Source organism: Aquimarina algiphila, from assembly GCF_007489275.1.
GTDB lineage: Bacteria > Bacteroidota > Bacteroidia > Flavobacteriales > Flavobacteriaceae > Aquimarina > Aquimarina algiphila.
This window is the reverse complement of the sequence record NZ_VLNR01000010.1, coordinates 40,697-66,078: the sequence shown is the minus strand read 5'-3', so window position 1 is coordinate 66,078 and position 25,382 is coordinate 40,697. Positions and strand designations below refer to the sequence as shown.

Annotated in this window: 24 protein-coding genes; 2 read left to right on the top strand and 22 right to left on the bottom strand. The window is 32.1% G+C overall.

Annotated elements, in window-relative coordinates; genetic code table 11:
* Positions 1-598 precede the first annotated feature (598 nt).
* From FOF46_RS06580 to rsgA, 15 genes are all read right to left on the bottom strand, one after another.
* A complete protein-coding gene (locus FOF46_RS06580; protein ID WP_143915900.1) occupies positions 599-1,666 on the bottom strand; it encodes a coiled-coil domain-containing protein in 1,068 nt (355 codons plus the stop codon).
* Between the two features lie 82 nt (positions 1,667-1,748).
* On the bottom strand, positions 1,749-2,585 hold the full coding sequence (locus tag FOF46_RS06575) for a hypothetical protein (protein ID WP_143915899.1): 837 nt from the start codon (positions 2,583-2,585) through the stop codon (positions 1,749-1,751).
* The gene (locus FOF46_RS06570) at positions 2,566-3,135 is read right to left on the bottom strand and encodes an RNA polymerase sigma factor (RefSeq protein WP_109438803.1); all 570 of its coding nucleotides are present in this window, start codon (positions 3,133-3,135) and stop codon (positions 2,566-2,568) included. Before FOF46_RS06570 ends, FOF46_RS06575 begins: the two co-directional genes overlap by 20 nt.
* Positions 3,136-3,250: 115 nt before the next feature.
* The gene (locus FOF46_RS06565; RefSeq protein WP_109438804.1) at positions 3,251-4,228 is read right to left on the bottom strand and encodes a polyprenyl synthetase family protein; all 978 of its coding nucleotides are present in this window, start codon (positions 4,226-4,228) and stop codon (positions 3,251-3,253) included.
* A gap of 120 nt (positions 4,229-4,348) precedes the next feature.
* A complete protein-coding gene (locus FOF46_RS06560; RefSeq protein WP_143915898.1) occupies positions 4,349-4,882 on the bottom strand; it encodes an alpha/beta hydrolase in 534 nt (177 codons plus the stop codon).
* Between the two features lie 54 nt (positions 4,883-4,936).
* The gene (rlmN, locus tag FOF46_RS06555) at positions 4,937-5,977 is read right to left on the bottom strand and encodes a dual-specificity RNA methyltransferase RlmN (protein WP_109438806.1); all 1,041 of its coding nucleotides are present in this window, start codon (positions 5,975-5,977) and stop codon (positions 4,937-4,939) included.
* Between the two features lie 125 nt (positions 5,978-6,102).
* Entirely contained in the window at positions 6,103-7,026 is a 924-nt protein-coding gene (locus FOF46_RS06550) for a chalcone isomerase family protein (protein WP_160114365.1), read from the bottom strand.
* Positions 7,027-7,317: 291 nt separating this feature from the next.
* Positions 7,318-8,367, bottom strand: coding sequence for a tRNA preQ1(34) S-adenosylmethionine ribosyltransferase-isomerase QueA (gene queA, locus FOF46_RS06545; RefSeq protein WP_109438808.1), 1,050 nt, complete (start codon positions 8,365-8,367; stop codon positions 7,318-7,320).
* 241 nt (positions 8,368-8,608) lie between these two features.
* Entirely contained in the window at positions 8,609-9,835 is a 1,227-nt protein-coding gene (locus FOF46_RS06540; RefSeq protein ID WP_143915897.1) for a 3-phosphoshikimate 1-carboxyvinyltransferase, read from the bottom strand.
* Between the two features lies 1 nt (position 9,836).
* Positions 9,837-10,091 (bottom strand): hypothetical protein, encoded by a 255-nt coding sequence (locus FOF46_RS06535; RefSeq protein ID WP_143915896.1) that lies wholly within the window; start codon positions 10,089-10,091, stop codon positions 9,837-9,839.
* Positions 10,091-10,417 (bottom strand): nucleotide pyrophosphohydrolase, encoded by a 327-nt coding sequence (locus FOF46_RS06530; RefSeq protein ID WP_109438811.1) that lies wholly within the window; start codon positions 10,415-10,417, stop codon positions 10,091-10,093. Before FOF46_RS06530 ends, FOF46_RS06535 begins: the two co-directional genes overlap by 1 nt.
* 2 nt (positions 10,418-10,419) lie before the next feature.
* Positions 10,420-12,444, bottom strand: a complete 2,025-nt coding sequence (locus tag FOF46_RS06525; RefSeq protein WP_143915895.1) for a transglutaminase — start codon at positions 12,442-12,444, stop codon at positions 10,420-10,422.
* Positions 12,445-12,461: 17 nt separating this feature from the next.
* Positions 12,462-14,378 (bottom strand): DUF3857 domain-containing protein, encoded by a 1,917-nt coding sequence (locus FOF46_RS06520; RefSeq protein ID WP_143915894.1) that lies wholly within the window; start codon positions 14,376-14,378, stop codon positions 12,462-12,464.
* Positions 14,379-14,404: 26 nt separating this feature from the next.
* Complete coding sequence (dtd, locus tag FOF46_RS06515) at positions 14,405-14,857, bottom strand: D-aminoacyl-tRNA deacylase (RefSeq protein ID WP_143915893.1); 453 nt, start codon at positions 14,855-14,857, stop codon at positions 14,405-14,407.
* A 168-nt stretch (positions 14,858-15,025) separates the two neighbouring features.
* Complete coding sequence (gene rsgA, locus FOF46_RS06510) at positions 15,026-15,976, bottom strand: ribosome small subunit-dependent GTPase A (RefSeq protein ID WP_109438815.1); 951 nt, start codon at positions 15,974-15,976, stop codon at positions 15,026-15,028.
* 136 nt (positions 15,977-16,112) lie between these two features.
* Here rsgA and FOF46_RS06505 point away from each other — a divergent pair, with 136 nt between their 5' ends.
* Positions 16,113-16,568 carry a hypothetical protein gene (locus FOF46_RS06505; RefSeq protein ID WP_109438816.1) on the top strand — a complete coding sequence of 152 codons (456 nt, stop codon included), beginning with the start codon at positions 16,113-16,115 and terminating at the stop codon, positions 16,566-16,568.
* Positions 16,569-16,620: 52 nt separating this feature from the next.
* On the opposite strand, the gene FOF46_RS06500 is transcribed toward FOF46_RS06505, so the two are convergent.
* From FOF46_RS06500 to FOF46_RS06475, 6 genes are all read right to left on the bottom strand, one after another.
* On the bottom strand, positions 16,621-17,703 hold the full coding sequence (locus FOF46_RS06500) for a bifunctional 3-deoxy-7-phosphoheptulonate synthase/chorismate mutase type II (RefSeq protein ID WP_109438817.1): 1,083 nt from the start codon (positions 17,701-17,703) through the stop codon (positions 16,621-16,623).
* Positions 17,704-17,767: 64 nt separating this feature from the next.
* Entirely contained in the window at positions 17,768-18,616 is an 849-nt protein-coding gene (locus FOF46_RS06495) for a prephenate dehydrogenase (protein ID WP_143915892.1), read from the bottom strand.
* A complete protein-coding gene (locus FOF46_RS06490) occupies positions 18,613-19,770 on the bottom strand; it encodes a pyridoxal phosphate-dependent aminotransferase (protein ID WP_143915891.1) in 1,158 nt (385 codons plus the stop codon). Before FOF46_RS06490 ends, FOF46_RS06495 begins: the two co-directional genes overlap by 4 nt.
* A complete protein-coding gene (locus FOF46_RS06485) occupies positions 19,767-20,597 on the bottom strand; it encodes a prephenate dehydratase (RefSeq protein ID WP_109438820.1) in 831 nt (276 codons plus the stop codon). Before FOF46_RS06485 ends, FOF46_RS06490 begins: the two co-directional genes overlap by 4 nt.
* Before the next feature lie 395 nt (positions 20,598-20,992).
* Positions 20,993-22,180: a glycine C-acetyltransferase gene (kbl, locus tag FOF46_RS06480; RefSeq protein ID WP_143915890.1), complete on the bottom strand. Its 1,188-nt coding sequence runs from the start codon at positions 22,178-22,180 to the stop codon at positions 20,993-20,995.
* 63 nt (positions 22,181-22,243) lie between these two features.
* Positions 22,244-23,218, bottom strand: coding sequence for an NAD-dependent epimerase/dehydratase family protein (locus tag FOF46_RS06475; RefSeq protein ID WP_143915889.1), 975 nt, complete (start codon positions 23,216-23,218; stop codon positions 22,244-22,246).
* Positions 23,219-23,398: 180 nt separating this feature from the next.
* Here FOF46_RS06475 and FOF46_RS06470 point away from each other — a divergent pair, with 180 nt between their 5' ends.
* A complete protein-coding gene (locus FOF46_RS06470) occupies positions 23,399-23,860 on the top strand; it encodes an Lrp/AsnC family transcriptional regulator (protein ID WP_109438823.1) in 462 nt (153 codons plus the stop codon).
* Here the strand turns inward: FOF46_RS06470 and FOF46_RS06465 are convergent.
* On the bottom strand, positions 23,843-25,156 hold the full coding sequence (locus tag FOF46_RS06465) for a glycoside hydrolase family 1 protein (RefSeq protein WP_143915888.1): 1,314 nt from the start codon (positions 25,154-25,156) through the stop codon (positions 23,843-23,845). The genes FOF46_RS06470 and FOF46_RS06465 overlap by 18 nt on opposite strands.
* Positions 25,157-25,382: the final 226 nt, after the last annotated feature.

The window sequence follows — 25,382 nt, the reverse complement described above, 5'->3', positions numbered from 1 at the left end:
AGAACTAGCTTTCATAGAAGGGCCCGTTTGAGCCAGCAGCGCAAAGCTGCAAAACATGAACAATGTGAAATAAAAGAATTTTGTTTTCATTTGTGTGAAATTTGGTTAATAGTATATATAATTAGTATATAGTTTCAAGTTTTAAATAGCAGAAAAGCATAAGCTTTTTTGCTTAAATTAAGGAAGGAATTATCTCAATTATGACTGATTAAATATAGAGCATTTCAATAAGAAACAAAAAAAATAAATGTCATAAAATACTTACAATCAAAAGGTTACGCTTAAACCATAATTAATCTATGGATTTCTACTTCATTTTTTTATATAACAATTATTCTGTTTTAGTAAATTATTTAACAAAATATTATTTTACATTTTTAGTATATCATTTTTATGGGGTATCCATCATATTGGCAGGAAATCATATCTTATTAAAAGAATCTATAATTATAAAAACAACAAAAGAGCTGAGAATAAACACAGCTCTTTTGTTTTAAAAAGATATAGTAACACTAAAAAAATCAATTAAAAATTATCTTCTTAATTTTTTGTTAAATTGTGAAGATTATAAAAAAGATTTAACATTTCATCGATGATATTAAAGATCAAAACGCAACCCTAATGACACATTATTTTGATCCACAGTCGCATTTCTGAAAATTGGTTGCAAATCATACTTTAGATATAGCGACATATCTCCAAATCCTATATACGTGCTCAAACCATAAATTAAGTCACTAGTATTGTAATCTCTTTTAATTTTATCCTTAACTCGATCCCCATTCTCCCGATACTTTAATTTCTGACGAGTGCTTACATTCACTCCTGCATATCCACCTATACCAATCCTAAATCTATTGGAAGTGTAGTATCTGATCTTTTTTTCTGTCTCTACTACTTTTGATGGCCCAAATTCAAAATGTATAGGAATTACCAAGTTATCCATTCTAAATTTTGATTTCTTCAGTTCTACTCTAAACTCCTCTAATTCGGTCTGATCCCCATTTTCGACGAAATATCTGTTATCAGTAGGTTTCAAACCATTTGTGGTATACGAAATTCCGTATTTAAATCTTAAAAAATTACTGTTTTTAAACACTCTGGTTTTCCAGGCCCATCCTATTTCAAAAAACCTACTTCCTGCAATTTTATAATCAGAGTCATCCAAGGACTGTCCATCTACAATCGCATTGTTAAGTCCAAACGCAATTACAAGGTTCGACCTTGTTCGTATATCATATTTTATTTTTCTTTCCTTTCCAGTATTTATTTTTAACCCCAATATCACGTCTGCATTTTCTTCCTGGGTATTTAGGCCTATAAAGATTTTAGGATCTTCGGTATTTACATTCTTTAATCCGTTACGCTCTAACAATGCAATTTTATTATCGATAATAGCTAATCTATTTTCGATATTAAGTGCATGGTTTTCAGCCGCATCTTCTTTCAATTTCTGAGCCTCATCTCTAGTAATTTCATTATTAATTAGTCTTTCATTTATAACTTCTACTTCCTTTTTGAGAGCTTCTTTTTCGGTATTAATAATACGCTCTTTTTGCTCTGTTAATTCCTTAACAGCATCACTTTTATCTGTTTCCTGAGCACTTAACAATTGAGCAAATAATGTCATGGCCACAAATGTGGCAATAGTAACTATTGTCTTCATTTTTTTTTTGAATTTTACTATTACAACCTCCCTTCCTTTAAGAAGGAAGATCGCAAATCTGATTTGATTGATGAATACATTTTTAATTATCTCTTTCTACTACAGCAGTTTTAACTTTCTCGAAACCTGTTTTAAGCGCTTCAAAAACACGTTGTTTAAAAGTTTCATCCAACTCATTCTCTACATCTTGTAAAAGAGCTGATGCACTTACTTCATTAGAAGATTGAAATATTTTTTTTGTTGTAATTTCCCGTTGAGCCTTAAGTAACAATTGATCAATTTCTTCATCAGTTACTTGAGCGTTATTTTTTTGGAGTTCCTGTATTTGGGCTATAACATTCGCCACTTTATCTTCTATTATTAAAGAATCAATAGGTAAAACCTCTTCCCTTATTGTTGTAGTTCCTTTATCATTTTCTGCTAACTTAACTACATCATATTGTGGATTATCGTCAATCGCTTTAGACATCGATTTTATTGGTTCTACACTCTTTGAAGTATTCTTAATGGCAGAATGATCCACTACCACTATATCTTCTTTTTTGATATTTTCTTTAATAACTTCCTCATCAACATTCTCTATAATTGTTTTATCATTATTTTTAATAGATTTTTCTGATGTATTATTATCTAAAACAACTTGTACATTATCATTTTTTATAATCTCTTCACTATTATCAACAAATTGATTATCTCTTTGTTTTGATGTGGGATTCTGATTCATTACAATTGAGGTCATTACTAAAACTCCAACAAAAATTGCTGCAATCGTATACCACCAAACCCTTTTACTTCCTTTTTTTTGATGTTGAATATCATCTAATTGAGCTGCTAATTGTTCCCAAGAAGTATCTGAAGGTTTTATAGCGCGTTGCTCTAGCTTTTCCTTTATCTTTTCTTCAAATTTCAATGGCGCCATTACTAATCTTATTTTGTTCGTTTAACTTTTGCTGTAGCATTTTTCTAGCTTTAAAGAGCTGAGATTTTGATGTACTTTCTGAAATCTCTAACATTTTGGCTATCTCGCTATGTTTGTACCCTTCTACGGCATATAGTACAAACACCATTCTATATCCTTCTGGTAAACTATCGATTAGTTCCTGAATTTGATCTACTTCTAATTCTGAATTTATATTATTCCAAGATTCTTCAGTATACCCTGTTATTTCTTCTGTAAAAAAGATTTGTTTTTCTTTTCTGAGAAAGGAAATAGATTCATTTACCATTATTCTTCGTATCCAACCCTCAAAGCTTCCCTCGAATTTAAATTTTTCGAGATTCATAAAAACTTTTAGAAATCCACTTAACATTACCTCTTCTGCAAATTGTATATCTCTTATATATCTACGACATATACTTAGCATTTTGGGTGCATGTTGATTGTACAACTGATGTTGCGCATCACGATGCTGTTTTGCAGCTTTCTTAATGAGTTGTGTCTCGCTTTTATAAAATTGAATAACTTTCAAATTGAAAAATCAATTAATTAATTAGATCATCTATTTACATAGACGAGAATAAAAAGAAAAAGGTTGCCTGAAGTTTAAATTTTTTAATTTTATGTTATAAATCAGCAGTTTTATACTACTTTTTGCGATCAATTACATAAGTAACCATAAGCTCTAATGATGTCTTATAATTAGAATCTGGGTATTCTGATAAAATAGAAAGAGCTTTATTTTTAAACTCATGCATTATTGTAATGGCATACTCTAATCCGCCACTTGTTTTCACAAAATTTATTACTTCTTTGACTCTCTTTTTATCTTTATTATGATTTTTTACAGAATTAATGAGCCATTTCTTTTTTTCTGGAGTACAATGATTTAATGTATAAATCAGAGGAAGCGTCATTTTTTGTTCTTTAATATCAATTCCTGTAGGTTTTCCTATAACATCATCGCCATAATCAAATAAGTCATCCTTAATTTGAAAAGCCATTCCTATAAGTTCACCAAACATTTTCATTTTCTGAACATGATCAGAATCGGGGGCTACAGAACATGCTCCCAAACTACAGCAAGCTGCGATTAATGTTGCTGTTTTCTGACGGATAATTTCATAATAAACTTCTTCTGTAATATCAAGATTTCTGGCTTTTTCGATTTGCAACAATTCTCCTTCGCTCATTTCCCGCACTGCTACCGAAATAATCTTTAAAAGATCAAAATCTCCATAATCAATAGATAACAACAGGCCTTTAGATAATAAATAATCACCTACCAAAACTGCTATCTTATTTTTCCAAAGAGCATTAATAGAAAAGAAACCTCGTCTTTGATTAGAATCATCGACCACATCATCATGAACCAAAGTAGCTGTATGAATTAATTCTATTACCGAAGCTCCTCTATAGGTTCGTTCATTAATCTCACCTCCAGAAACCATTTTTGAAACCAGGAAAACAAACATTGGTCGCATTTGTTTTCCTTTTCGGTTTACAATATAGTGAGTTATTCTATTGAGTAAAGCAACTTTGGAAGACATTGATTCTGAAAACTTTTGTTCAAAAAGCTCCATTTCATCAATGATTGGTAATTTTATTTGTTCTACAACTTTCAATACGTCGTACTTGATTCTGTTTCCTTATGTAATGCGAAGATACTGTAAATAGTTTTTCTTTGAAACAGATAGTGTTATATATAGAAATATTAACTTTTTATATCATCAATTCTTTTATGATCATTGAATATTTACCCTTCTTTTTATTTCATTAGAGATCTTTATTGCATAATTTTTATCAGTATACATCTGATGTTTTTTTCCTCTACTAATTTCGTGGTCTACTCTTAGTTGCTCAAACCAGTTTGCTTCTGGTTTAAAATCATCATACTCGCCAAAAAAAAGCTTTATACATCCTTCTGGTTTTGTAGTTTCATATCTTAGTCTTGTTGAAGAAATTGCATAAAATTTATTAACATCCAAACCTTTCAACGCTGCTTTCCATGCAATTGTTCCTCCTATACTAAAAGCAAGAATAGTAACCTTTCCTTTTTCCAACTCTAATAATCTATCTGTTGCTGTACTAATTCCTCTTTCAAGAAATTGAGAGTGAAGACTACTTTCTTCATATATGTTCTTACTCACTTTTCCTAATTTGCAAGAATCATAATACTTTATATCAAATTCAGTTTCTAAAATCTTTACATAATTCACAACCCAATCTGATTTTTCAATTCCCCATATATCAGACAAAACTATTAACCTTGGTTTCATAAAAAAATTAGTTTTCTAATATTGTTCTCTATAAATAATGAACAACATATTTTCTTATGATTTATTTGCAAGTTGACCACAAGCAGCATCAATATCCTTACCTCTACTGCGACGCACATTAACAACAATCCTACGAGCTTCAAGGGCATTAATGTAATTATCAATGGCTTTGGTTGATGCCTGTTGAAACCCGTCATCATCGATTGGGTTATATTCTATCAAATTTACTTTACAAGGAACATAAGAGCAAAATTTTACTAAAGCATCTATGTCTTCTCGTCTGTCATTAATACCATCCCAGACTACATATTCATAGGTTATTCTACTATTTGTTTTTTTATACCAATACTCAAGAGCTTCTCTAAGATCTGAAAGAGGAAAGGTTTCATTAAATGGCATTATCGAGGTTCTAACATCATCAATAGCAGAGTGTAAGGAGACTGCTAACTTAAACTTCACTTCATCATCTGCCATTTTCTTAATCATTTTTGGCACTCCAGAAGTGGATAACGTAATTCTTTTTGGTGACATTCCTAGTCCTTCACTAGAAGTAATTTTATCAATAGCCTTAATTACATTATTGTAGTTCATCAATGGCTCTCCCATTCCCATAAAAACAATATTTGACAAGGGTCGATTATGATATAATCTACTTTCTTTATCAATAGCCATTACTTGATCATAAATCTCATCTGCATTAAGATTCCTCATTCTTTTTAACCTGGCTGTAGCACAAAATTTACAATCCAAACTACATCCCACTTGAGATGACACACAGGCTGTTGTTCTGGTTGGGGTAGGTATCAATACTGATTCTACAATTAATCCATCATGTAATCTCACTGCATTTTTTATAGTACCATCGGTACTACGTTGCATTTGGTCAACTCTAATATGATTAATTACAAAGTTTTCTTCAAGCATTTGCCTTGTTGCTTTTGAAATATTAGTCATATCATCAAAGCTATGTGCTCCCTTGCTCCACAACCACTCATAGACTTGATTACCTCTAAAGGATTGATCTCCATTTTCTTGAAAGAATACTCTCAACTGATCCTTTGTTAATGCTCTTATGTCTTTTTTCTTCACATCCATACGTTTTGCAAAAGTAAAAAGATAAAATGGTACTCTTGGCAACAACTTCACTCTTTATTAAAGTTATCAAAAAAAAACCCTTGACATTGCTATCAAGGGTTTTGTGTTTTCAATATTGTGTGATTCTATTCTTTTACTTTTTTCCACTGATGAACACCTCCACCACCTTTATACTTTACATTAAGAATATTTGAGTCATCCTCATCGATCCACATTTGACATTCTGCAACGTTACCATTTTTAATATCAGTAAATTTTCCATTCACATATTTATCACCTTTCAATTTTAAACCTTTTATGATGACCAATCCTTCGACATTTTGATTCTTGTCATCACCTTGGCATTCATAACAGATTGCATCTCTTTCTGAAATTCGTAACATTCTTTGAATAGATCCGTATACTTTATTTTCTATAATGTACAGCTGAACTATATTTATAGCAACTCCACTCTTCTTATCATATGTTTTCCATCTTCCCAAGATAGGATTGGGTTCATATGAAGCTAATAAATCTTCTTTTAGCTCCATATCAACAGGATTCTCTCCTAACCAAATTTTAAATAGAGCCTTTTTAAACTCCTTACTATTTATTGTCCCTAAGAGTTCTTTATTTTTGAATAGAGACAGACTACCTCCCTTAACGTAAAGAATTCTAAAGATGTCAAACTTGTTAATCTTATTAGGAAGAAGATTAAGGAAATCTCTTATTTGATTTTCTAACAAATAACTATTTCCATCTGTAGCTCTTTCTAAACCATTTCTCACAATATTTTTAAAATCACTATCTTCAATTGATGATGTAATTTTAATTGTCATCGCCATGGTTTTGTCTTTTTCGGCTACCATTACACCATCCTCTACACCATCTACTTCAAAATCCAGGTATAAAGCGATCGCATACATTTTTTCTCTTACTCCTGCTCCATTAAGCATGAGTTCTGATTTATCAAAAACATCGATATCATTAAAATGAACATCTCCAACTTTGGTTTGGGCAAAAGAAAAAACAGCACAAAAGAAGGCTATGTAATAAATTACTTTTTTCATTATATTATATAGGTTAAATTCTTGTATCATAAATTTGGAACATACAAAAAAACAATGCAAATCTATAAAAAGTACATTTATAAGCCTCATAAAACATACTTTTCGATAGAATTGATATAATTATTTTTCTATACACAGTAAAAATTACGGTAAAGCCGTAATTTTTAAAGGCATCGAAAATAACACTTTTTTTGCGAAAAAAACAATTTAACATGCTAATTTCTAGAAACATATGAAAAAACCCTACCAAATTCGGGGTTTAGCAGGGTTTTATTCAAAACTTTTAAATTCTTAGATAATCAACATCGCATCACCATACGAATAGAATTTATATTTCTCTTTAACAGCTTCTTCATAAGCTTCTTTGATAAAATCATGCCCTGCAAATGCCGAAACCATCATTAATAATGTTGATTTTGGTGTATGAAAATTAGTTATCATACAATTTGCAATACTAAAATCATAAGGAGGAAAGATAAATTTATTGGTCCATCCTCTAAATTCATTTAATGTTCTATCTGAAGACACAGAACTTTCTAAAGCTCTCATTACGGTAGTTCCCACAGCACAAATTCTTCTTTTGTTAGTAATACCGTTATTAATTGTCTCAGCTGCCTTTGCGGTTACATATGCCTCTTCACTATCCATTTTATGCTTAGATAGATCTTCTACTTCTACAGGGTTAAACGTTCCCAATCCAACATGTAATGTTATTTCTGAAAAATCTACTCCTTTGATTTCTAAACGCTTCATTAAGTGCTTAGAAAAGTGAAGCCCTGCAGTTGGTGCCGCTACAGCTCCTTCATTTTTGGCATATATCGTTTGATATCGTTCTTCATCTTCTGGCTCAGCCTCTCTTTTGATATATTTTGGAAGTGGAGTCTCACCTAAATCATTAAGTTTCTGTCTAAATTCATCATATGAACCATCATATAAAAAACGTAAAGTACGTCCTCTAGATGTAGTATTATCTATTACTTCTGCGACTAAACTTTCATCATCTCCAAAGTATAGTTTATTTCCTATACGTATTTTTCTAGCTGGGTCAACCAAAACATCCCAAAGACGAGTTTCAGAATTTAACTCCCGTAGTAAGAACACTTCAATTCTAGCACCTGTCTTCTCTTTATTTCCATACAATCTGGCAGGAAAAACTTTAGTATTATTGACAACCATAACATCATTAGGTTCAAAATAATCTATAAGATCTTTAAACTGCTTATGCTCTATTGTCTGTTCCTTTCTATTAAGAACCATCAAACGAGATTCATCTCTGTTTTCTGCAGGGTACTCGGCTAATAACTCTTGTGGAAGGTCAAAATTGAAATGTGATAGCTTCATTCGTGTTTATTTTTTGAAGGTGCAAATATACAATCTTGCGATAGGGGTTGTCAAGTAAATCAAGATATATTTTCTACGTTTATTTTACTGTATAACAGACCAAACCCATTATCTAAATTCAAAAAACAATACTATTCATGTTTCTTTTAATGCTATTTTTTAAAGTTTTCGCCTCAATCCACCCAGTATAATCTTTTAAAAGCAAGGGTAATTTGTATTACTCATAACAGACTCTAACACACTAAACATTAGAATCTTCAAAACCCAACTTTTTTAAATCTAACCAAAAATCAGGATAAGACTTCGAAACTACATTAGCATCTTCGATAAACAATGAAGTCTTTACTGCTAGTGGTGCAAAAGCCATTGCCATACGATGGTCATTATAGGTTGCTATAGATACATCTTTACTTATTGTATCAGAAGGTTCTAAGCGTAAGGTATCCTCTGTGATATGGACTTGCCCCCCTAACTTCTCAATTTCTGTTTTTAATGCTTCTAAGCGATCAGTTTCCTTAATCTTAAGCGTATGAAGACCTGTGAGATAACACCCTACTCCTAATCCAAAACACGTTACAGCAATTGTTTGAGCAATATCAGGTGAATTAGATAAATCTAGTCCTTCAGGAAGCGCTAAAACTGAATCTGAAACTTTTTTTAATGTAATTGTATTCTTACCGAATGTTGTTTCTACTCCTAAGTATTTATATATCTCTGATAAAGATGAATCTCCCTGATAACTTTCTTTCTTATAACTACCAATAGTTACTGATCTATCGTTAGATAGTGCAACAATACTATAGAAATAGGAAGCAGAACTCCAATCTGATTCTACAACTACACTTTTTGAAATAACCCCTTGATATGAGCCAATAGTAATTTTATTGTTTTGAAAGGTACCTTCTATACCTACATCCTTCAACAAACTTAACGTCATATTAATATAAGGAACCGAAGTTACCTTTCCTTCTAATACTATTTCTAATCCGTCTGGCAATGAAGGAGCAATAAGCATTAATGCAGAAATATACTGACTACTTACATTTGCTTGTAAAGCGACATGATTTGTACTAGGTTGTTTTCCTTGAATTCGAATAGGTGGATATCCATGTTCATTCTCATAACTAATTTCACAACCTAATTGCTGTAAAGCTTCTACTAATATTTTGACCGGCCTTTCTTTCATTCTTTTACTTCCAGTCAACACAGTTTCTCTTCCTTCTTTAACTGCAAAATATGCTGTAAGAAATCGCATCGCCGTTCCTGCATGATGAATATCTACAACTAATTCCTCACTTTGTAATGCTTTTTGCATTAATCCTGAGTCGTCACTATTCGACACATTCTCAATACTTATATTCGGATATAATGCCTGAAGTATGAGTAGTCTATTAGTTTCACTTTTTGACCCTGTGATTTGTAATGTGTTATTTCTAATATTCGAAATATGCTCTAATTTCAAATTCATACTATCTATTTGATTTTCGTTTTCTTAATTCAAAATAATACCCCATAATCATACCATACATCAATCCTCCTGCTACACGAGATAAAAAATATCTCATCCATCTTCCTTGACTAATTCTTTCTTCAATAAATATATCCAGAGACAAGCCTCCATATTGCATTAAATGCTCAATCACACTAAAAACAATAATAAAGCCTACTCCTATAAAAACAACAGTTTTCCAATATTTTTTAGAAGAAATTATTTCTTTAAACATTATTTTAATTTTTCGTTATTATGGTGACGATCGTGATCTCTTTTTGTTTTTATGTCTAATTTCTTGTTAAAGGCTTCCTGCAAATTCACTCCTGTTTGATTAGCCAAACATAATACTACAAATACAACATCTGCCAATTCCTCTCCCAGATCTTTATTTTTATCACTTTCTTTCTCACTTTGCTCTCCATATCGTCGAGCAATAATCCTAGCAACTTCACCTACTTCTTCTGTAAGTTGTGCCATATTAGTAAGTTCATTAAAATATCTAACTCCGTGATTTTTGATCCAATCATCTACGGCTTCTTGTGCATTTTGGATATCCATAATTATATTTTTTTAAGCACTATTTGTTCATTTTCTTTTTCGATAAGCTGATTATAAAACTGTTTTAACACCGAATAATACTCTGCATTAAGAAACGGCGTATTGACTGTTTCATTAACAATAACCTGAATTGTACCATTCGACACATTGGATTTAAAAGAAAAAGCACCAACGTTCTCGGGCATTTTAAAACCTCCTGCTTTTGGCATTTCAGCCACTTCGTATCCTTCGGGTATCTTGATATTGACCATATATGTATTAGTAAAACCATGACCAAAATCTATGGGGTATGCTCTTTCATCAGATTTAAAAACATTCTCTTTATCTCTTAAAAATAACAACGGAGAAAAATACATCTCATTGTCAATCAATTCTATCTGGTCGTAAGATTTAAAATTAAAACTTTCACTCACACCTTTACCATATTCTTTTACTCCTTTAACAGTATATTCTTCTATTTCATCAATACCAAACCTTTTTTTAAAACGTTCTATTTTGCTTTCATTATCTTTTGCTCCATTCGCCACTCTAAAGTCGTGTGCAAAATATTCCATATGACGAACATTAAATTTCCCGTCTATCATACCTTCCTTATCCATTTGACATTGTATCATATATCTATTAGTAGAAGGCTCTGTTGGTCTAAAATTAATTCTTTGAGAAGTACCATTTTTTGCAATTACTCTTCCTGCTCCTCTAATTACTCTATCTGGCAAGACATTAGGCAAACCATACCTATCTGTTGCGTCTAGGTAAGCAATTCTTCCATCCGCCAATTTTACTCTACTAACAACATAATTAAAACCATCTAAAGTTGGAAATAACGCCGTTACTTTATTACTTGCGCTTACTAATACAGGTTTTGCATTCAGGCCAACCGAAGATAACATAGAAGTCAACATCAAATTAATCTCAGCCACATTACCTGTTTGTTCTTTATATGCTTTTTTCACTCCAACGTTAGTAATCACTGAATATTTATTATTCCATCGCATTCTATTTTTTACATACTCAAACACTCTAATCATCTTAGTTGTCTGATCTTTGGATCCAGATATCACCTTTTTCAAATCTTCTTCATAATACCCTTTCTTTCTTAATTCATCCCCAAAGCTACTATTTGCATAAATTCTTTTCGTAACATCTTCCCAAGTAGTTGAATAATTCTCTGCCGGTTCATTAGGAAACTGCATATAAGACAACTCATAACTAATTGATGATATGTAATTTTTAATATTCCCAGAATAAGGCTCTACCTTAAAGGCAGCAACATTTGTTGAATTTACTTTATTTTTAATAATTTTAAAATTAAGATCTCTAACTGAAGTTGTTGAACCTTGTGGACCACCCCAACCTCCTCCAGTTCTTGTTCTAGATGTTAGTGTAATCTTACCGGGTCTATTTGATTCCTTTAGATCTATGGGAAGATATCCTGTTGTAAATTTCTTGAAGTAGAAATATTCTGGAGACTCTAACGTGACGTCAATCTTTTTAATCGGTATTTCATATTGCAAATAGATACGGTCTATATTTGAAACAAATGGAGAAATAATTTTATACTTATATTCAATGACCGAACCCTCTTGTAAAGACGGCATCGTAAACTTTACCTGGTCATAATATTCTGAGAATTCACTTTCAAAAACACCTTCTTTTTTTAGTTTACTCTCTTCAATTTTATCATTAACCAAATTATAAGTAACCCCCTTTAATCCAACCACTTTCTCATTGTCACTATTCTTCTTATAAAGAAATATTTCGTCAGTTGCATAATCAAACCCATCTTTTGAATATAATTTCACTCTTTTAAACACTTCAGTAACCAACTGAAAACCCTGAGATTGATTATAATCTATATGTATATCTTTATTTTCATAAAGAACAGCGGCATGAGCGGTACTATCTATAGAGCATGATACTTCTGATAATTCTTCTTTAGAAACTTTCCCAAACTTATATTCTTGTGCAAAACTGCTTATTGATACCATTAGGATGAAACCTAAAACTAGCTTTTCTAAGTTTTTCATATTAATTAACTGGTTATTTATTGTTGTTTTAGTGCTATTCTTGATTTGTCTATTTTTTTTATTTGAGATCTAAATTTTCTATACTCTTCATATTTCTCCTTTGGGAAAGTCCCGTCAATAATTTTTAAGAATCTTTTAAATTTAATTTGAGTTTCACTGAGTTTTTCCAACTCATAACTATACTTACCAAAAACGGTTTCTATAGATTTTTTTTCAGGTAAGTTTCCCATTATAAAGCCTTCTGGAAGGTTAATAATATATTCATCGGTATTTACATACCCTCTAGATATTACTAAAGGAGTTTTTCTATTATCATATTTAGGTAGATTGCTTTGATCCCAACTAAATATGTTTGGTGATATCAATAAACGACTTCCTACTTTTTTTGCATAGGATGAACAGAAAACTTCTATATCTTCTGTAAATTCTACAGTATCTTTATCATCTTTAAGTTCTATTCCTTTTATTTCTAAGTTATTGATATACCCCCAATATTCTTTATAATATAATTTTTGATCTTTAGGTGTTTCAAACTGAATATCATAATTCCAGTTATATTCTAAACCTTGCGATACTTTTTTAAGAGTTGCAGACATAGTTTTATCCACTCCAAGATTAACTGTCGCAGTAGTATGAAGTATATTCTCTTCAGGAATATATTTCTTTGTCTTCTTAATTTCTCCTCCTTCTGGTTTAATTACTAAGACATTTCTATTGTCTGTAAAATCACCAATAAAATCAAAAGGTAACGTTTGACTAGTACATTCTAACCATATATCTTCTTCCTCATCAGGTATGTTCAATATCACATGGTTTCCCTGCATAGAAGGAAATTCGTCATCTATATCTCTTCTACCTCTATCTCCATACACTATGGTATAATATGCTAGTATATTCTGACTATCAAGTAAGGCTTTAGTATAATTGGTAAGTGCCTTACAGTCTCCATACCCTAATCGATCTACGTCTTCTGCAAGAAAAGGCATCCACCCTCCTATTCCTAATTGCACACTTATATACCTAGTTTTACCCTGTACATATTCATATATTAATTTTGCCTTTTCTTTAGGTGTTTTTGCATTAGCTACTAATGTTTCTATTTTCTTAATAGTTTCTGCTGGTAATTTATTTCTTCCTGAGATCAGTTTATCATACTGCCATTTCCCAAATGTTTTCCAATCTGTTGCAGAACCTTTGACACCTTCTAAGGAAAAATTGTTTAATGCGACATGTACTATTGGCACTATATCGTTATGTGAAGGACCATATCTTTCTGGAAGCTGAGCGGAGACATTAGATATAGCATATGTTGCCTCTTCGTCATTTTTATTTTTATCAATTGAATAGTTTTCAAAATTTGTTTCTTTAAGCCGAAGAGGTATTTTTTTGGGATTTAATATCTTATATTTAGATTCTTCGATACTCAATCGATATGCTAAGATAGGTTTCCATCGTTGTATAAATGCCGAGGAAGAGCTCTCAATTTCACTTTCAAAAGTAAGGGTGTAAGGGTAACTTATTGGAGTATATTCAAAATATTTAATGCGAGTATCTTCCATTAAACTTCCTCCACTAACTGCACTACGGTCCTGAAAGTCTTTCTTTTTATATTTTTTTATTTCTTTCCCAAGCGCATTATAAATAACAGCCTCTAATTTTCTAATTTTCCTTGATGGACTATATCCCTCGTATGAATCAGCATACCCATTACCGTACTTATTTAAAACAGTAACGGTTCTTTTTGTTTTGATAACAACAGAAGTAATAGAATTGATTTCAATAGTCACATCTTCAGACCTAACAATAGCATTAGCATTTTTGGTCAGTGTAGAATCAAGGAGTATCGTTTGTAATTTTACATTATTCTGAGCAGTAACTTGCTCTATCCCAAATAGTGTCAATACAACCGAAACCAGTAGTATTTTTTGCAGCATAAAAAATGTTTTTTTAAGGGGTATTCTTATTCTTTATTTTTTGTGTCTACAATTATGGTAACTGGCCCATCGTTAAGTAATGATACTTTCATATCGGCTCCAAATATACCCGTACCTACTTTCTTTTCCAAATCCATTTCTAATTGTTTCACAAAGCTTTCATATAAAGGAATTGCCGTTTCTGGCCTTGCCGCTTTTATGTAACTCGGCCTATTTCCTTTTTTTGTACTAGCGTGTAATGTAAATTGACTTACAACTATTGCTTCTCCATTTATCTCCTGTATACTTTTATTCATGATTCCTTCACTATCTGCAAATATTCTAAGTCTGGATATTTTTCCCGACAACCACTGTACGTCTTCCTCTGAGTCATCTTCTTCAATTCCGATTAGAATAAGTAATCCTTGATATATTTTTGACACAACCTTACTTTCTACGGTTACTGATGCCTCAGAAACTCTTTGAATTACTGCTCTCATTTATTCTATTAATAATTAAAAAAGCTAAGCTTTAATTTAAATACACATTTAATTTATAGTGCAAGTATACACAGTACGAGTTTCATTTTTTGAAACTGAGAACTTTTTTTAAAAAAAATTAATGATAATTGATTTACTCTAATCTTCTAGTTATAATATGATAAAAAATCAATCTTCATCATAATTATTTTTCCTGTAGTGTTCTTCTTCTCCTTCAAGGATCTGCAGATAACTTTTATATCTGGACCAGGCTATTTCTTCATTTTCTAAAGCCGCTTTAACAGCACATTTAGGTTCATTGATATGTAAGCAGTTATTAAATTTACATTCAGATTTTAGTTCAAAAAACTCAGGAAAATAGTCTCCAAGTTCTTCTTTATCCATATCAACAACTCCAAAACCTTTTATCCCTGGGGTATCAATAATTTTAGCCTCAAAACTCAAATCAAACATTTCTGCAAAAGTCGTTGTATGCTGACCTTGCTGATGTTGATTACTAATCTCGGCTGTTTTTAATGAAAACCCTTGTTCTATGGTATTTATTAAGGTAGATTTTCCAACTCCACTATGTCCCGAAAACATACTTACTTTGCCTTCCATAATTGATTTTACTTTATCTACATTCTTAGCCGTCTTTGCTGATATTCCTATACATTCATATCCTATTTTTCTATACAACGCAGCTAAATATTTAACCTCTACAAGTTCATCATCATTATAGGTGTCAATCTTATTAAAAAGCAAGACAGCTCTGATTCCGTAGGCTTCTGCTGTCACCAAAAACCGATCAATAAATGTGGTAAATGTCGTAGGGTTATTTAATGTAACTAACAAAAACACAACATCAATATTTGATGCAATTATGTGAGTTTGTTTTGACAAATTCACGGATTTTCTGATAATATAATTCTGTCTTTCGTGAATATTTTCAATTACTCCAGTCTCCTGGTCATTGTTAGTTTCTAATTTAAAATCCACCAGGTCACCAACAGCTACCGGATTTGTGCTTTTAATACCTTTGATCCTAAACTTGCCCTTTATCCGGCATTCGTATACTTTACCATTATCTGTTTTAACGGTATACCAACTTCCTGTAGATTTATAAACAGTACCTGTCATAAATACAAAGATGCAAATATTAATATTTTCAAAGGGCTTATTTTTTTCTTAATTAAAAAAAACGTAATCTTATCTTTCTTTTTTTTGGCATAACTATTGATTATATGCCTGGAGTTAATCTAAAATTCAATTAATTATGAAAAAACAACTATTACTTTTTGCTTTAGTTATTCTTGGCTTACAATCTACTTTTGCACAAGATGTTTATGAATTTCAAATTGTTACCGTAATCGAATCGATTGTTCCTAATGGTTTAGGTAGATCAAGAATGCTTACTACAAACGAAACCAGGGATTACAAAGAATTCACTTCTACTCGTACAGGTGAAAAAGACAAAAGAAACAAATCAGACCGTGGAGAAATTCGTGTTAAAGGTTTTGATGAAACTAAGCTTTTGAACTTTTATAACCTTGGCGGAATCCGTTTTCAAAACATTGTTGCCAATGATGCTATTGTAACTTCTAAACTTAACACTATGTCTTCTGAAGGCTGGGAATTAGCTTTTGTGAACAGTGGAGTAGAAAGTTATGGTGGTAAAGGTGATGGTAATGGTATATACGTTACTCGCTATACTTTCAAAAGAAAAAAATAATATTTTATATATATACCCTCCTGCTATTTATGCATAACAGGAGGGTATTTTTTTATCCTCTTGCCACTTTTTCCTGGTGATTAATTGATTCCTGATGGATCGCTTTATAAATTCTTAATATAAATTCTTCACTTAATCCTTTTTCTTCACCTTCAAGAATCATTTTCCCTAATATCTCATTCCAACGTTTAGATTGTAAAATAGCAACATTTTGTTTTGCTTTTACCGCTCCTATCTCATCAGAAATTTTCATCCTTTTTGACAAAGTCTCTAACAATTGATTATCTGCTATATCAATTTTAGCACGAAGTTCTCCTAATGCTTTCTGATATGCTTCATCCACCCCAACTTCTTTACGAATTTTTAAATCTTTCATATGCTGAATTAGTGTTTCTGGTGTAATTTGTTGTTTTGCGTCACTCCATGCATTATCTGGATCATAATGAGTTTCTACAATTAACCCATCAAAATTTAAGTCCAAAGCTGTTTGAGATAAATCAAAAATTAAATCTCTTCTTCCAGCAATATGAGAAGGATCAAGAATCAATGGTAAATCCGGAAAACGATTTTGTAAATCAATTGGTATTTGCCATTCTGGAATGTTACGATATTTTGTTTTTTCGTATGTTGAGAACCCTCTATGAATTACCCCCAGGTTTTTAACATCGGCAGTATAAAAACGTTCTACAGCTCCCAACCAAAGCGATAAATCAGGGTTAATTGGATTCTTTATCAATACAGGATTGTCTATTCCCTTGCAAGCATCTGCAATATCCTGCACGATAAAAGGTGAAACCGTACTTCTTGCACCTATCCAAAGAACATCCACACCATGTTCTAAAGCTAATTCTACATGATGAGGACTTGCTACTTCTGTAGCAATTTTCATCCCTGTTTCTTCTTTGGCTCGTTGCAACCATTTCAAACCTAAAGCTCCAACACCTTCAAAATTACCTGGTCTGGTTCTTGGTTTCCAGATACCTGCACGCATTACAGTTGCATCAGAATCTTTAAGTTGGTGTGCAATTTTCAACACCTGATCTTCAGTTTCTGCGCTACAAGGTCCGCCGATAACTAATGGATGATCCAAGTTGTATGCATCAAGCCAATTTCTAAGTTCTTTCTTATTCTCCATCTTTATTTTTAATCTTTGTTGTTATTGTTATTTTTTTATTGTGTTTACGTAAGTTATCGCATTTTTAAGTTATTCCTTTCAAAATTGCTTTAATATGATTTGTATCTTCCATTTCTTTATAAATTTCATCAAAATTATCTTCTTTCATTAATTTTTTAAACTGCTCTAAATTTGCAATATATTCTTCCAAGGTTTCGATTACATTATTCTTATTATGTTTAAAAATAGGGGTCCACATCGCTGGCGAACTTTTTGCCAAACGAACAGTTGAAGCAAATCCACTACCTGCCATATCAAAAATATCCCTTTCATTCTTCTCTTTCTCAATTACAGTTTTACCTAACATAAAAGAACTAATATGTGATAAATGAGACACATAAGCAATATGTTTATCATGTGAAGAAGGGTCCATATATCGAATTCTCATTCCTAATCTAGAAAAAATCTCCATTCCTCTTTCTTGCAATTTAAATGCTGTTTTTTCAACCTCGCAAATGATATTAGTTTTTCCTCGATACAAATTCGCAATTGCTGCTTGCGGCCCAGAAAATTCTGTTCCAGCAATTGGATGTGCCGCCAAATAGTTTCTACGCTTAGGATGTTGTGAAATCGTATCACATAATTTCCCCTTGGTTGAACCTGCATCAAAAACCAGGCAATCATCGTGGATATTATCCAAAATCATAGGTAATATTTCTACTGTTGTATCTACAGGTATCGCAACAATGACAACATCAGCCTTATCTAGTTCATCAAAACTCGACTTATGATCAATTAATCCTAATCCTAGCGCTTTCTCAAGATTTTCATCACTTCTATCTATACCATATATCTTTGCTTCATTAAATGCCGCTTTAATATCTATAGCAAAAGAGCCACCAATTAATCCTATTCCTATAATGAATACTTTCATGCTGTTACTTGTAATCTTTTTATCGCTTCCTTAATATTCTCCTTGGATACACAAAGTGAAAAACGTATATATCCTTTTCCATTACTTCCAAAAATATCTCCTGGAGCAATGAATACATCATTTTTATACAATATGTTATCTATAAATTCTATCGCATCAATTCCTTTAGGTAATTTTGCCCAAACAAACATTCCCTTTGCAGTTTGATCATAACTACAACCTAATAGTGAAGCTAATCGCCATATTAAAACTCTTCTTTCTTTATAAATTGCATTCATTTTATCATACCAATCATCTGAAATTCGTAATGCTGCTATTGCTCCCCGTTGTATGCCCTGAAACATGCCACTATCCATATTACTTTTCACCTTCAAAATAGCTTCAATCTTATCAGCACTTCCACTTACCATTCCCACACGCCAACCTGCCATATTAAACGTTTTACTCAAAGAGTTTAACTCTAATGCTACTTCTTTTGCTCCTTTAATAGATAATATACTTATGGGACTATCATTTAGAATAAAACTATATGGGTTATCCTTAACCAATAGAATACTATGTTTTTTAGCAAAATCAATCATCTTTTCATAGAGCTCCACACTTCCTGAAGCCCCTGTAGGCATATTAGGATAGTTCACCCACATAATTTTCACCTTACTTAAATCCATTTTTGAAAGGCTATGAAAATCAGGTTCCCAGCCATTATTTTCTATCAGATCATAAAACACAGGGGTTGCTCCAACCAAATTGGTAACTGAAGTATATGTAGGGTATCCTGGATTAGGTACTAATACCTCATCTCCTTCATTTAGGTACGCCAAAGAAATATGCATAATTCCTTCCTTAGACCCCATCAAAGGAAGAATTTCATTTTCAGGATTTAAAGACACTTGATATTTTTTGCTATAAAAATCAGAAATAGCTTCTCTTAATTCTGGCAATCCCTGATAACTTTGGTATTTATGTGCTCCGTTTACAGTCACCGCATCTTGTATTGCCTGCACAACAGTTTTAGGAGGGTCTAAATCTGGACTCCCAATAGCCATATTGAGAACAGGTTTACCGGCTGCAACTAAACCTCTTACTTCTCGTAGCTTGCTGGAAAAATAATATTCTTCTACTGTCTCTAATCTTTTTGCGGTTTCAATGTTCATCCGTTTTGATTTTTATATTCTCCAAGTACTTTTAATTCTAACGCCATAATTTCTAAAATAGACATTGCTTTCTCATAATCTTTGTATGATGTAAAGGTAACATCAACAAAAAACGAATATTTCCAAGGCATACTGATAATAGGTAATGATTGAATTTTGGTTAAATTAAGTCCACAATCACTCATTACATTAAGCACTGTTGCCAAGCTTCCTCTTTTATGATCTGTCAGAAATTTTAAAGATGCCTTGTTAATTTCTTCTTTTGCTACTTTTGAATCTTTTCTGGTATTTAGAATAAAAAACCGAGTACTATTTGACTTTATGGTTTGAATCTCTTTGGCTAAAATATTTAGTTGATAGATATTTGCTGCTGTTTCTCCTGCTACAGCTGCAATTCCTTCTAATTGTTGATCATGAATACGCTTAGCTACATCTGCAGTATCCGCATCCTCTACTAATTTAATATGTGGCAATCCTCTAAAAAATTCTTTACATTGTAATAATGCCATGGGATGAGAATACACTTCTTTGATATCTGAAATTTTCTGACCTTCTAAAGCCATCAGACAATGATGGATCGGTTGAAAATATTCTCCGCTAATAGTAATATTATGCTCATCTATATATGCATAATTAGGAATAATCGACCCTGCAATTGAGTTCTCTATTGCCATAACTGCATCTGTACTTTTATTTTGCTCTAAACTGTGTATCAATTCCTGAAATGACATACATTCATCAACAACTACATCTTCTCCAAAATATGCCTGAGCAACCCCGTGATGATAGGACCCTTTTATTCCTTGTATAGCAACCTTTTGTTTCATAAACTAATTTGGTTCGTATTGGTACATTCTTTATGATCCAGTACTCTTTTTTTCATTTCGTTTCAAAAAAAAATCCCGATTTTTCATCGGGATTCTAGTTTTATAAATTTTTGCTTTATTTATTTTACATAGCGATCCCGTTCTTACTTTTAAAATAAAAGAAGAAAAAATAGAATCGGTTCCAAGTAAATAAAGTATCCATTATTGTTTCCTTATTACGTTGCTAAAGTAGCTAAAACTATTACGATTCAAAATATTTTTCGTTTTTTTTCATCACTTGAAGTCCATTATCATCAAATCTGAAAATTTTAACCAGAATTTATGAAATATTTCAATTAAAACTTAATGTATCTTATGAATCTTCTATGTTTTAACTCACTAACAAACGTTCGTATCTATATTACATTCAACTCTTTACCAACTTTTGTAAAAGCTTTAACCGCTTTTTCCAGATGATGACGTTCATGACCGGCTGATAACTGAACTCTAATTCTTGCTTTTCCTTTTGGAACAACAGGATAGAAAAATCCAATTACATAAATTCCTTCTTCTAATAATTTTGCAGCAAACTCTTGAGCTAGTTTAGCTTCGTATAACATTACAGGAACAATAGGGTGATCTCCAGAGAGAATGTCAAATCCGGCAGCGGTCATTTCTGACCTGAAATATTTTGTGTTTTCTTCTAATTTATCTCTAAGGGCCGTAGAAGAGCTTAATAAGTCTAATACTTTTATCGATGCTCCAACAATAGATGGTGCTACTGTATTAGAAAATAAGTAAGGTCTAGAACGTTGTCTTAACATCTCTACAATTTCTTTTCTAGCTGCAGTAAAACCTCCTGAAGCTCCTCCAAGTGCCTTACCATAAGTACCCGTAATGATATCTACTCTGCCCATAACATTACGATACTCATGTGTTCCGCGGCCTGTTTTACCTAAAAAACCTGTAGAATGACATTCATCGATCATTACCATCGCATTATATTGATCTGCCAAATCACAGATTTTATCTAATTGTGCAATGGTCCCATCCATTGAAAAAGAACCATCCGTTACTATAAGTATACGTCTGGACCCTTCTGCAGATTTCAGCTGTTTTTCCAGGTCAACCATATTGTTATGTTCATACCTAAAGCGTTTTGCCTTACATAGTCTTACTCCGTCGATAATAGAAGCATGATTTAAAGCATCTGAAATAATAGCATCTTCTGGTCCTAGAATAGGTTCAAACACCCCTCCATTAGCATCAAAAGCAGCTGCATAAAGAATACAATCTTCCATCCCTAAAAACTCTGCCGTTTTACGCTCTAGTTCTTTATGAATATCTTGAGTTCCACAAATAAATCGCACCGATGACAGTCCATACCCATGCGAATCAATAGCATTTTTACCCGCCTCTATCACATCAGGGTGAGAAGAAAGCCCTAAATAATTGTTTGCACAAAAGTTAAGAACATCTTTGGTATTGGTTGTATCTATCTTTGCTCCTTGCGGTGTAGTTATTATTCTTTCGGTTTTATACAATCCTGCCGCTGTGATTTCGTCCAGCTCTTTTTGTAAATCTTCTTTTATAGTAGAGAACATAATAATTATCCTTTATTGTTATTTTTTATTAGTGTCAAATATTTTATCTAACCTATTTAGGAACTAAAACATCAAAGTTTCCAAATTTCTTGATCCTGTTTTATAGTTTTCTTTTAGTTTTTCTATCATTGTACCTGTAATCGATTCGAGATCAAATTTTGGTTTCCAGCTCCAATCTTTTCTTGCAGCAGAATCATCTATTGACTTTGGCCATCTGGAAGCTATTTCCTGTCTAAAATCCGGCTCATAAGAGATTTTAAAATCAGGATATAATTTACGAATTTCTGACGCTACTTCGGCAGGAGAAAAGCTAATTCCTGCAATATTATAAGAAGTACGGATAGTAATATCTTCTTTAGGGGCATCCATTAATTCTAAAGTAGCACGAATGGCATCATCCATAAAAATCATGGGAAGTGTTGCATCTTCTTTCAGGAAGCAATTAAATTCTTCTTTAAGTACTGCCTTATGATATATATCAACTGCATAATCTGTTGTTCCTCCTCCAGGTAATGATTGATATCCAATCACACCAGGATAACGGATTGATCTTACATCCAATCCATATCGCATAAAATAATATTGTGCCCAATTCTCTCCGGCTGCTTTACTTATGCCATATACAGTAGCTGGATCCAGGTAAGCATTATTTGGTGTATTATTAAGAGGAGCGCCTTCTCCAAAAACGGCAATAGAGCTAGGGAAAAAAACTTTATCTATTTTATGATGCCTCGCAACCTCAAGTACATTAAATAACGTTTTCATATTAATATCCCAGGTAGTTAATGGGGTTTGCTCTCCTTTTGCTGATAAAATAGCTGCAAGATGATATATCTGCGTCACATTATATTGAGTAACCACGTCATGAATCCTATTCATATCGGTTGCATCAATTATTTCAAAAACACCTTCATACCCTTCTCTAGGTCTTAAGTCAGAAGCAATTACATTACTGTTTCCAAATTTATGCTTTAAAGACTCTGTTAAAACAGATCCCAATTGACCATTAGCGCCTATTACTAAAATAACTGTTTCCATAGTATCTTAAAATTTTAACACCTTACCGTGTTATTTCCTAGCCAAAATACAAAACATAGATATTACATCCATCAATACTTAATAATTAAGTAATTATTACTTGTTATTATTGTTTTTTCAGCTATATTTACTTTTAATAAAGTTTAAGTTTTACTTTTAAAGTAATTTTTTTGATACGAAATGGAACAATTAGATCACACCGACATTACTATTCTTAGAATTTTACAAGAAGATGCCAAAAAAACTGCAAAAGAAATTGCTAAAATCCTTAATCTCACTCCATCTCCTATATATGAACGTATTCGAAGGTTAGAAAAACAAGGGTTCATCAAAAAATATGTGGCCATCTTAGATAAAAAACTAATAGATCGATCTATCACCACAATTTGCCAGGTCTCAATGCGATATCATAATGAAGCATTTATAGAAAAGTTTGAAAAGCAAATTCAAAATTTACAAGAAGTACAAGAATGTTACCATATGGCGGGTCAAGTAGATTTTATTTTGAAAATTCATACTAAAAGCCTAGAAGAATATCATGATTTTGTAAAAACAAAGCTGTCAAAAATCGAGAATATTGGTGTATTAAACAGCACTTTTGTACTCAAAGAAATTAAGCACACTTCAGAGTTTTATATTTGATAAGTATTTTTTTAGCCAAAAAGCAGATTTTTTCATTTTGCGTTGCATTGTTTTTCTATTGAGGCTTATAATGCCAAATTTTGGAACAAAACCTTCTGCCCATTCAAAGTTATCCAACAATGTCCAAAGTAAAATACCTTTAAGATTTACTCCTTTTTTTAAAACTAGCTTCATCCCTTCTATTACATTTTGATAATATTCGATTCGCGCCTGATCGTCTTCCTTCTCTGACAGAGCCATTCCACACTCAGACAACCATAACGGTTTTTCTGGATCGTATGCAGAGAATCTTTCTAAAAAATATTGTGTGCCCTGGGAATATGTTTCCCATCCCATTATTGATACCGGAATTTTTCTCTTTTTTGGTTTTATTGGCAATGCTCCCATATACGGAATATACCAAGCTGCCTTTATTACTTCTCGAGTATAGGTCTGAATACCCCAAAAATCAAAGTCCGTTTTAAGAGCTTCTATATCTCCTATTTTATAATATCTTGAAATACGTTTTAAAATGGGTAAATCATCATCTGGATATCCTAATCCCAAATGAGGCTCTATAAACAAGCGATTCATTAATGTATCAATTCTATTGGCTGCTTTACGATCTGCAGACGTATTTCTATAAGGCTCTATTTTAGTACAACTTATTGCGGTACCCACTCTAAGTTCATTTTTTTTCTTCAATTCTTTGAATCCTATTGCCTGAGCTAGCAAAAGGTGATGTGTACTCGAAACAAAATTTCGAATCCCCCTTCTGCCAGGAGCATGTACACCAAGAAAATACCCCCCTCCAAGACATACTATTCCTTCATTAATCAGTATCCAATTTTTAACACGGTCAGCAAAATGGTCTCTCAATACTTGCACATATTCCTTATACCAGTCGATAATTTCCCTATTCGTCCATCCTCCTTTATCTTCTAATTTTTGAGGTAAATCCCAATGATATGTTGTAATCCATGGCTCTACTCCCACCAAAAGACAATAATCGATTACTTGATTGTAAAATTCAATCCCTTTTTGGTTAATCTTTCCTGTTCCTTCGGGAAGTATCCTTGGCCAGGAAATAGAAAAACGAAAAATCTTTAACCCAATATCTATAGTCAAATCTATATCCTCCTTAAATCTATGATAAAAATCTGTTGCTTCTTTAATATCAGAACCATCTTTAATCTTACGAGATTTTTGGGTGAATGTATCCCAGATAGAAGGACCTTTACCATCTTTATCATGGGCACCTTCAGTTTGAGCAGCTGCAATGGTAACTCCCCATTCTAGATGCCTAAATTCATTCATTATCTATAAAAATCTAGGGGACAAAACATGGATAGTATTATCTAAATATTTCTTTTTTGAGAAAAGGAAAAATTATAAAGAAAATAATGCGTTGAACTAAGCAAATTAGCTTATGAAAGAAACTGCGGATTATTCTTTTAAAATTATAAAATAACATACTGATAATCTTTATCTTATAAAGATACCACATCAATTAATAGATTATTTTATGTTAACGTTATCTTAG

Coding starts and splice junctions, on each gene's coding strand:
- FOF46_RS06580 (WP_143915900.1), bottom strand. CDS start 1,666: ATGAAGACAATAGTTACTATTGCCACATTTGTGGCCATGACATTATTT.
- FOF46_RS06575 (WP_143915899.1), bottom strand. CDS start 2,585: ATGGCGCCATTGAAATTTGAAGAAAAGATAAAGGAAAAGCTAGAGCAA.
- FOF46_RS06560 (WP_143915898.1), bottom strand. CDS start 4,882: ATGAAACCAAGGTTAATAGTTTTGTCTGATATATGGGGAATTGAAAAA.
- rlmN (WP_109438806.1), bottom strand. CDS start 5,977: ATGGATGTGAAGAAAAAAGACATAAGAGCATTAACAAAGGATCAGTTG.
- FOF46_RS06550 (WP_160114365.1), bottom strand. CDS start 7,026: ATGAAAAAAGTAATTTATTACATAGCCTTCTTTTGTGCTGTTTTTTCT.
- queA (WP_109438808.1), bottom strand. CDS start 8,367: ATGAAGCTATCACATTTCAATTTTGACCTTCCACAAGAGTTATTAGCC.
- FOF46_RS06540 (WP_143915897.1), bottom strand. CDS start 9,835: ATGAATTTGAAATTAGAGCATATTTCGAATATTAGAAATAACACATTA.
- FOF46_RS06535 (WP_143915896.1), bottom strand. CDS start 10,091: ATGTTTAAAGAAATAATTTCTTCTAAAAAATATTGGAAAACTGTTGTT.
- FOF46_RS06530 (WP_109438811.1), bottom strand. CDS start 10,417: ATGGATATCCAAAATGCACAAGAAGCCGTAGATGATTGGATCAAAAAT.
- FOF46_RS06525 (WP_143915895.1), bottom strand. CDS start 12,444: ATGAAAAACTTAGAAAAGCTAGTTTTAGGTTTCATCCTAATGGTATCA.
- FOF46_RS06520 (WP_143915894.1), bottom strand. CDS start 14,378: ATGCTGCAAAAAATACTACTGGTTTCGGTTGTATTGACACTATTTGGG.
- dtd (WP_143915893.1), bottom strand. CDS start 14,857: ATGAGAGCAGTAATTCAAAGAGTTTCTGAGGCATCAGTAACCGTAGAA.
- rsgA (WP_109438815.1), bottom strand. CDS start 15,976: ATGACAGGTACTGTTTATAAATCTACAGGAAGTTGGTATACCGTTAAA.
- FOF46_RS06505 (WP_109438816.1), top strand. CDS start 16,113: ATGAAAAAACAACTATTACTTTTTGCTTTAGTTATTCTTGGCTTACAA.
- FOF46_RS06500 (WP_109438817.1), bottom strand. CDS start 17,703: ATGGAGAATAAGAAAGAACTTAGAAATTGGCTTGATGCATACAACTTG.
- FOF46_RS06495 (WP_143915892.1), bottom strand. CDS start 18,616: ATGAAAGTATTCATTATAGGAATAGGATTAATTGGTGGCTCTTTTGCT.
- FOF46_RS06490 (WP_143915891.1), bottom strand. CDS start 19,770: ATGAACATTGAAACCGCAAAAAGATTAGAGACAGTAGAAGAATATTAT.
- FOF46_RS06485 (WP_109438820.1), bottom strand. CDS start 20,597: ATGAAACAAAAGGTTGCTATACAAGGAATAAAAGGGTCCTATCATCAC.
- kbl (WP_143915890.1), bottom strand. CDS start 22,180: ATGTTCTCTACTATAAAAGAAGATTTACAAAAAGAGCTGGACGAAATC.
- FOF46_RS06475 (WP_143915889.1), bottom strand. CDS start 23,218: ATGGAAACAGTTATTTTAGTAATAGGCGCTAATGGTCAATTGGGATCT.
- FOF46_RS06470 (WP_109438823.1), top strand. CDS start 23,399: ATGGAACAATTAGATCACACCGACATTACTATTCTTAGAATTTTACAA.
- FOF46_RS06465 (WP_143915888.1), bottom strand. CDS start 25,156: ATGAATGAATTTAGGCATCTAGAATGGGGAGTTACCATTGCAGCTGCT.